Below are 6,475 nucleotides of genomic sequence, written 5' to 3'. Positions count from 1 at the left end.
GCCCGTGGGAGCGATTCCCACGGGCCCTTCGCCGTACCGCCGCCGTACCGCGTCAGCGCTGGGTGGGCAGGTCCAGCGCCTCGGGCACCTCGTTCGGGATCGCCCCGCCGAAGCGGCGGTCGCGCCTCGCGTACTGCTCGCAGGCGCGCCACAGGTCACGGCGGTCGAAGTCCGGCCAGAGCACGTCCTGGAACACGAACTCGGCGTACGCGGACTGCCAGAGCAGGAAGTTGGAGGTGCGCTGCTCGCCGCTCGGGCGCAGGAACAGGTCCACGTCCGGCATGTCCGGGTGGTACATGTACTTGGCGAGGGTCTTCTCGTTGACCTTCTTCGGGTCCAGCTTCCCGGCGGCGACATCGGCCGCGAGGGCCGCCGCGGCGTCCGCGAGCTCGGCCCGGCCACCGTAGTTGACGCACATGTAGAGCGTGACGGCGTCGTTGTCCCTGGTCTGCTCCTCGGCGACCTGGAGCTCCTGGACGACGCTCTTCCACAGCTTGGGCATCCGGCCCGCCCAGCGGACCCGCACGCCCATCGCGTCCATCTCGTCGCGGCGGCGGTGGATGACGTCCCGGTTGAAGTTCATCAGGAACTTCACCTCGTCGGGCGAGCGCTTCCAGTTCTCGGTGGAGAACGCGTACAGCGAGATGTTCTTCACGCCGAGCTCGATCGCGCCCTTGAGGACGTCCAGCACGACGGACTCGCCGACCTTGTGGCCCTCGGTGCGGGGCAGTCCGCGCTCCTTGGCCCAGCGGCCGTTGCCGTCCATCACGATGGCGACGTGTTCGGGGACCAGCTCGCCGGGAATCTTCGGGGGCTGTGCGCCACTGGGGTGCGGGGTCGGGGGGAGGTACTCCCTCTGCTTGCCGCCGCCGAAGAGCCGTCGCGCTGCCATGTGCTCACTTCTCCACGTATCTCATCGAGCGGATGCCCCGCTCCAAATGCCACTGCAGATAGGCCGCGACCAGGCCGCTGCCCTCCCGCCAGTACCTCGGCTCGCAGGAATCGGCCGTCTGCCAGTCCCCTGACAGCAGCGCCCCGAGCAGTACCAGTGTCTCAGGGGAGGGTACGGCACATCCGGGCACTCGGCAGTCCGGGCAGAGGACCCCGCCTGCGGGAAGGGAGAAGAAACGGTTCGGCCCCTCCAGCCCGCATTTGGCGCAGTCCGTGAAGCTCGCGCCGTACCCGTTCACCGCGAGCGAGCGCAGCAGGAAGGCGTCCATCACCAGGTGCGACTCGTGCAGCCCGGCCGCCAGCGTGCGCAGGGCGCCCACCAGCAGCAGGTACTGCTGGACGGCCGGTTCGCCCTCGTTCTCGGCGAACCGCTCGGCCGTCTCCAGCATCGCCGTCCCGGCGGTGTAGCGGCCGTAGTCGGTGACGATCGAACCGCCGTACGGCGCGATCGTCTCCACCTGGGTGCACAGCGGCAACCCACGGCCGATCAGCTCACTCCCCCGGCTGAAGAACTGCACGTCCACGTGCGAGAACGGCTCCAGCCGGGCGCCGAACTTGGACTTGGTCTTGCGCACCCCGCGCGCCACCGCCCGCACCTTGCCGTGGTGCCGGGTCAGCAGGGTGATGATCCGATCGGCCTCGCCGAGCTTCTGCGCCCGCAGCACGACGCCGTCGTCCCGGAAAAGACTCATGGGAACCATTCTCCCCCACGGCGCGCCCCGGCCACCGACAGCCGTGTTGCCCGCACCGGGTCCGTGGGGGAGGACCGAGCGGTGCGGGTCACGGCGGGCCCGGAGGGGGATTTCGGGCCCGTTTTGTGGGGGATCGGAGATGGCTCGGGGGGTTGCGCGACAGGCCCGGCACCACGGGGCGGGCCCGGTACTGCAAAGGAGGTGCGCCGTCCTGCGGAGAAGGTCTAGTACGGAGCCCGGGTCGCCGCCTCCAGCAGCGCCCCGACCCGCGACTGCGGTAGATCCAGACAGCGCCCGACCGCGGCCAGCGCCTCGCGCTCCTGCGGCAGGTAGCGCCCGTCGGACAGGGCGATCGCCGCGCCCTGCAGCAGCAGCCGCTCCCGGCCCTGGTGGGCCAGGTGCGGGGCGAGCGGTTCGAGCACCGCGTGCAGTTCCACGGCCAGGCCGCCGGCCATCCCGTGGGCGTCGTAGAGTTCGCCGCCGAGCCCGGACAGCGCGGCGAGCGCGGCCAGCACCTGGGCCTCGCCGCAGTCCTCGAACCCGGCCTCGCGCACCGCCGTGCAGGCCGACTCGCGGGCCGCGCGGTGCGCGGTGCCGCCGGCCGCGAGCAGGGCGAGCGCGATGGTGTACTGCGCGTCCCGCAGCATCGCGCCGAGCCGTACGGAGGTGGGCTGTTCCAGGCTCTCGACGCCGTAGCGGCCGTGGCAGCTGGTGCACTGCACGCTGCCGATCACCGGGCCGAGCGGGGCCACCGGGGTCCCCAGCAACCGCAGCCACCGCCGGCCGTGCTGCCGGCGGTAGTTGCGGTCCCCGCCACAGCCCGGGCAGAAGAAGTCACCGAGAACGTCAGTCCGCCACCGCGGGCGAACACCCCACAACCTGGTCACGGCGCCACTCCCCAGACATGGCAGACGGCCTGCACAACAATGGGCAGGTCACGCGACCGGACACCGAGGCCGTCCCACCGACCCGGCTTTCCGGTGGATCGATGTTGCCATGGTTACCGGCACGTGTCAGTACCTCGAACGGCTTCCGACCCGAAAAAATGTGGCGCAGGACACAACTGGCCCCAGGTGCGGCGAAGGGCCGCCCCGGAGGACGGCCCCGCCACATCTCACTCGTACGAACTACCCGCGCTGTGCCCGGTTGACGGCGCTGATGATCGCCTTCAGCGAGGCCAGCACGGTGTTGGCGTCGATGCCGACGCCCCACAGCACCTTGCCGTCCACCGCGCACTCGACGTACGCGGCGGCCTGGGCGTCGCCACCCTCGCTCAGCGCGTGCTCGGCGTAGTCCAGGACGCGGACGTCCAGGCCGATCCGGGCCAGCGCGTCCGTGAAGGCGGAGACCGGGCCGTTGCCGACACCGGTCAGGGTCACCGGTACCGAGTCCACCAGCGCGCCGGCGATCAGCGCGTCCCGGCCGTCCTCGGTGGTCAGGGTGCGCGAGCCGCTCAGCGAGATCCGGCCCCACGGGTTGTCCGGGGTCGGCAGGTACTCGTCCTCGAAGACCCGCCAGATCTCGGCCGGGGTGACCTCGCCGCCCTCGGCGTCGGTCTTGGCCTGGATGATCCGGGAGAACTCGATCTGCATCCGGCGCGGCAGGTCCAGCTTGTGGTCGTTCTTCAGGACGTACGCCACACCGCCCTTGCCGGACTGGCTGTTGACCCGGATGACCGCCTCGTAGGTGCGGCCGACGTCCTTCGGGTCGATCGGCAGGTACGGCACGCCCCAGGTGTGCTCCCCCACCGGGACGCCCGCCGCCGCCGCGTCCGCCTCCAGGGCGTCGAAGCCCTTCTTGATGGCATCCTGGTGCGAGCCGGAGAAGGAGGTGTACACCAGGTCGCCGGCGTACGGGTGGCGCGGGTGCACCTCCATCTGGTTGCAGTACTCGGCGGTGCGGCGCACCTCGTCGATGTCGGAGAAGTCGATCTGCGGGTCGATGCCCTGCGAGAACAGGTTCATGCCCAGGGTCACCAGGTCGACGTTGCCCGTCCGCTCGCCCTGGCCGAACAGGCAGCCCTCGATGCGGTCCGCGCCCGCCATGTAGGCCAGTTCGGCGGAGGCGACGGCGGTGCCGCGGTCGTTGTGCGGGTGCACCGACAGGCAGACGAACTCGCGGCGCGACAGGTTGCGCGACATCCACTCGAACTGGTCGGCCTGCACGTTCGGGGTGGCCCGCTCGATGGTGGCCGGCAGGTTCAGGATGATCTCGCGGCCCTCGCCCGGCTGCCAGACGTCCATGACCGCCTCGCAGACCTCCAGCGCGAAGTCCAGCTCGGTGTCCACGAAGATCTCCGGCGAGTACTGGTAGCCGAAGACGGTCTCCTCGCCCAGCAGCTTCTCGGCGTACTCCATCACCAGCCGGGTGCCGTCGGTGGCGATCGCCTTGGTGGCGGCCCGGTCGTTGCGGAACACCACCCGGCGGAACAGCGGCGCCGTCGCGTTGTACAGGTGGACCGTCGCGCGCGGGGCGCCGACCAGCGACTCGACGGTCTTCTCGATCAGCTCCTCGCGGGCCTGCGTCAGCACCGAGATGGTGACGTCCTCGGGGATCGCCCCCTCCTCGATCAGCGACCGCACGAAGGCGTGGTCGGTGGCGCCGGAGGACGGGAAGCCGACCTCGATCTCCTTGTAGCCCATCGCGACCAGCAGGTCGAACATCTTGCGCTTGCGGGCCGGGGACATCGGGTCGATCAGCGCCTGGTTGCCGTCCCGCAGGTCGGTGGAGAGCCAGCGCGGCGCCTTGGTGATCACCGTGCTCGGCCATGTGCGGTCCGGCAGGTCGACGGTGTCGAACGGCAGGTAGCGCCCGTACCGCATGCCGGAGGGCAGCTGGCGCACGGACGCGGCGGTGATCGGGGTGGGACGGTCGACGAAGGCGCGACCGGCGGGGATGGGCGCGGCGGAGCTCTGCTCGGTCATGGAATGACTCTCGGCTTCCTGTGATGCGTGGTGCGGGGGCGGGTCGGGGTGGTCGACACCGACTGGCCGGCAGCTGCCGCTCGCGACCCTCCGTTGGATCGCCGGATGACGCGCACAGCTCGATCCCCGCGGCGAGGGAGCCGGCCCTGTGGACTACAGGCCCTCGACGCGGCAGCTAAGAAGAAGCAGCCCGTTGCGCATGATGGCCCCAGCGTAACCCAGGGCCGCGCGCCCCCGAAGTGATCCGGGCCACCGTTCCACCCCTTGAGACACCGACCGGTCACGCCAAGAGTGGTGACAACCGGTCATCGAGGCCTCACCCTGGGCCACATGACTGCAGCAGTTCCGATCTGCGCGATCGTCCCGCCGTACGTCCTGGACCGCCTCGCCGAGGCCGGTCACGAGCCCGCCGTCCGCTCCCTCCTGCTCGACACCGCGCACCGCGCGGCCCGCCTCGCCCCTCCCCCGCCCGTCAGCACCGGCCCGACCCCCAGCCGGTTGATCGCCGACACCGCCCACAGCCAGCGGCTGCCCGGCCGGACCGTCCGCACCGAGGGCCAGGCCCCGGTCGCCGACCAGTCCGTCAACCACGCCTACGACGGCCTCGGCGACACCTTCGCCCTGTACGCCACCGTCTTCGGCCGCCGCTCGATCGACAACCGGGGGCTGCGCCTGGACGCCACCGTGCACTACGGCCAGGACTACGACAACGCCTTCTGGAACGGCCACCAGATGGTCTTCGGCGACGGCGACGGCGAGATCTTCGGCGACTTCACCGCCTGCGTCGACGTCATCGGCCACGAACTCACCCACGGTGTCACCCAGTTCACCGCCGGCCTGCAGTACCAGGACCAGCCCGGCGCGCTCAACGAGTCGGTCTCCGACGTCTTCGGCTCGCTGGTCAAGCAGTACGCGCTGCGCCATGACGCCGCCCACGCCGACTGGCTGATCGGCGCCGGACTGCTCGCCCCCGGCATCCAGGGCGTGGCGCTGCGCTCGATGAAGGCCCCCGGCACCGCCTACGACGACCCCCGGCTCGGCAAGGACCCGCAGCCCGCGCACATGCGGGACTACGTGGACACCACCGACGACAACGGCGGCGTGCACATCAACTCCGGCATCCCCAACCACGCGTTCTACCTGCTGGCCACCGCCCTCGGCGGCCAGGCCTGGGACCGCGCCGGACGGATCTGGTACGACGCCCTGACCGGCCACCAGCTGGCCGCCGACGCCGACTTCACCGCCTTCGCCCGGGCCACCGTGGCCGCCGCCAAGGCCCGCTACCCCGACCAGTCCTCGGTCGCGGACACCGTGACGGCCTCCTGGGCGCAGGTGGGCGTCAGCCCCGGCTGAACCCTCCGGCGGCCCCTCCGGCGGCCCCCCGGCAGCCACGATGAAGGCCCCGACGACGGCCCCGGCCGAGGACCGATTGAGACCAGGTTGAGCCGGGCTTAAGGTCACGGTCCGGGAAAAGACCGGCAAACTCCCTCCCCTGGTAGCACCATGGACACCATGCGTATCCAGGTGACCCGGACCGGCGGCTTCGCGGGGATCGTCCGCCATGCGGAACTCGACACCGTCGACCGCACGGACGCCCCGCACGTCCACGCGCTCGCCCGCGAGGCCGTCGCGGGCGGGCTGCGGGCGCCCTCGTACGGGGTGCCGGACGGCTTCCACTACGAGATCACCGTCGACGGCCGGACGGTCTACTGCGCCGACCCGAAGCTCACCGACTCGCAGCGCGAACTGGTGTCGCTGGTCCTGCGCGAGGGCGCGTAGCCCCACCGGCCCCCGGACATGCCGAAGGGCCCCCCCCGGGCGCAAATCCGCCGCGGGGGCGCCCAGGGGGGGGGGGGCGGCGAAACCCGCGGTGGGCCGGGGGCGGGGGGGGGGGGCCGCGCCGCCCCC

Annotated in this window: 6 protein-coding genes; 2 read left to right on the top strand and 4 right to left on the bottom strand. The window is 71.4% G+C overall.

Annotated elements, in window-relative coordinates; translation table 11 throughout:
* Nucleotides 1–52 precede the first annotated feature (52 nt).
* From ACFV6I_RS14670 to leuA, 4 genes are all read right to left on the bottom strand, one after another.
* Complete coding sequence (locus tag ACFV6I_RS14670) at nucleotides 53–892, bottom strand: isoprenyl transferase (RefSeq protein WP_380425448.1); 840 nt, start codon at nucleotides 890–892, stop codon at nucleotides 53–55.
* Nucleotides 893–896: 4 nt separating this feature from the next.
* Nucleotides 897–1,643 (bottom strand): DNA repair protein RecO, encoded by a 747-nt coding sequence (recO, locus tag ACFV6I_RS14665; RefSeq protein WP_063347510.1) that lies wholly within the window; start codon nucleotides 1,641–1,643, stop codon nucleotides 897–899.
* A 224-nt stretch (nucleotides 1,644–1,867) separates the two neighbouring features.
* Nucleotides 1,868–2,410, bottom strand: coding sequence for a TerB family tellurite resistance protein (locus tag ACFV6I_RS14660; RefSeq protein ID WP_244293348.1), 543 nt, complete (start codon nucleotides 2,408–2,410; stop codon nucleotides 1,868–1,870).
* A 360-nt stretch (nucleotides 2,411–2,770) separates the two neighbouring features.
* Nucleotides 2,771–4,567: a 2-isopropylmalate synthase gene (gene leuA, locus ACFV6I_RS14655; RefSeq protein ID WP_063347512.1), complete on the bottom strand. Its 1,797-nt coding sequence runs from the start codon at nucleotides 4,565–4,567 to the stop codon at nucleotides 2,771–2,773.
* Nucleotides 4,568–4,897: 330 nt separating this feature from the next.
* Between leuA and ACFV6I_RS14650 the strand changes: the two genes are divergently transcribed.
* Nucleotides 4,898–5,920: a M4 family metallopeptidase gene (locus tag ACFV6I_RS14650; RefSeq protein WP_380425446.1), complete on the top strand. Its 1,023-nt coding sequence runs from the start codon at nucleotides 4,898–4,900 to the stop codon at nucleotides 5,918–5,920.
* A 159-nt stretch (nucleotides 5,921–6,079) separates the two neighbouring features.
* Nucleotides 6,080–6,346, top strand: coding sequence for a protealysin inhibitor emfourin (locus tag ACFV6I_RS14645; protein WP_063351090.1), 267 nt, complete (start codon nucleotides 6,080–6,082; stop codon nucleotides 6,344–6,346).
* The last annotated feature ends 129 nt before the right edge of the window (nucleotides 6,347–6,475 follow it).

The organism is Kitasatospora sp. NPDC059803, assembly GCF_042732255.1.
Classification (GTDB): domain Bacteria; phylum Actinomycetota; class Actinomycetes; order Streptomycetales; family Streptomycetaceae; genus Kitasatospora.
This window is presented reverse-complemented; position numbering and strand designations above follow the sequence as displayed.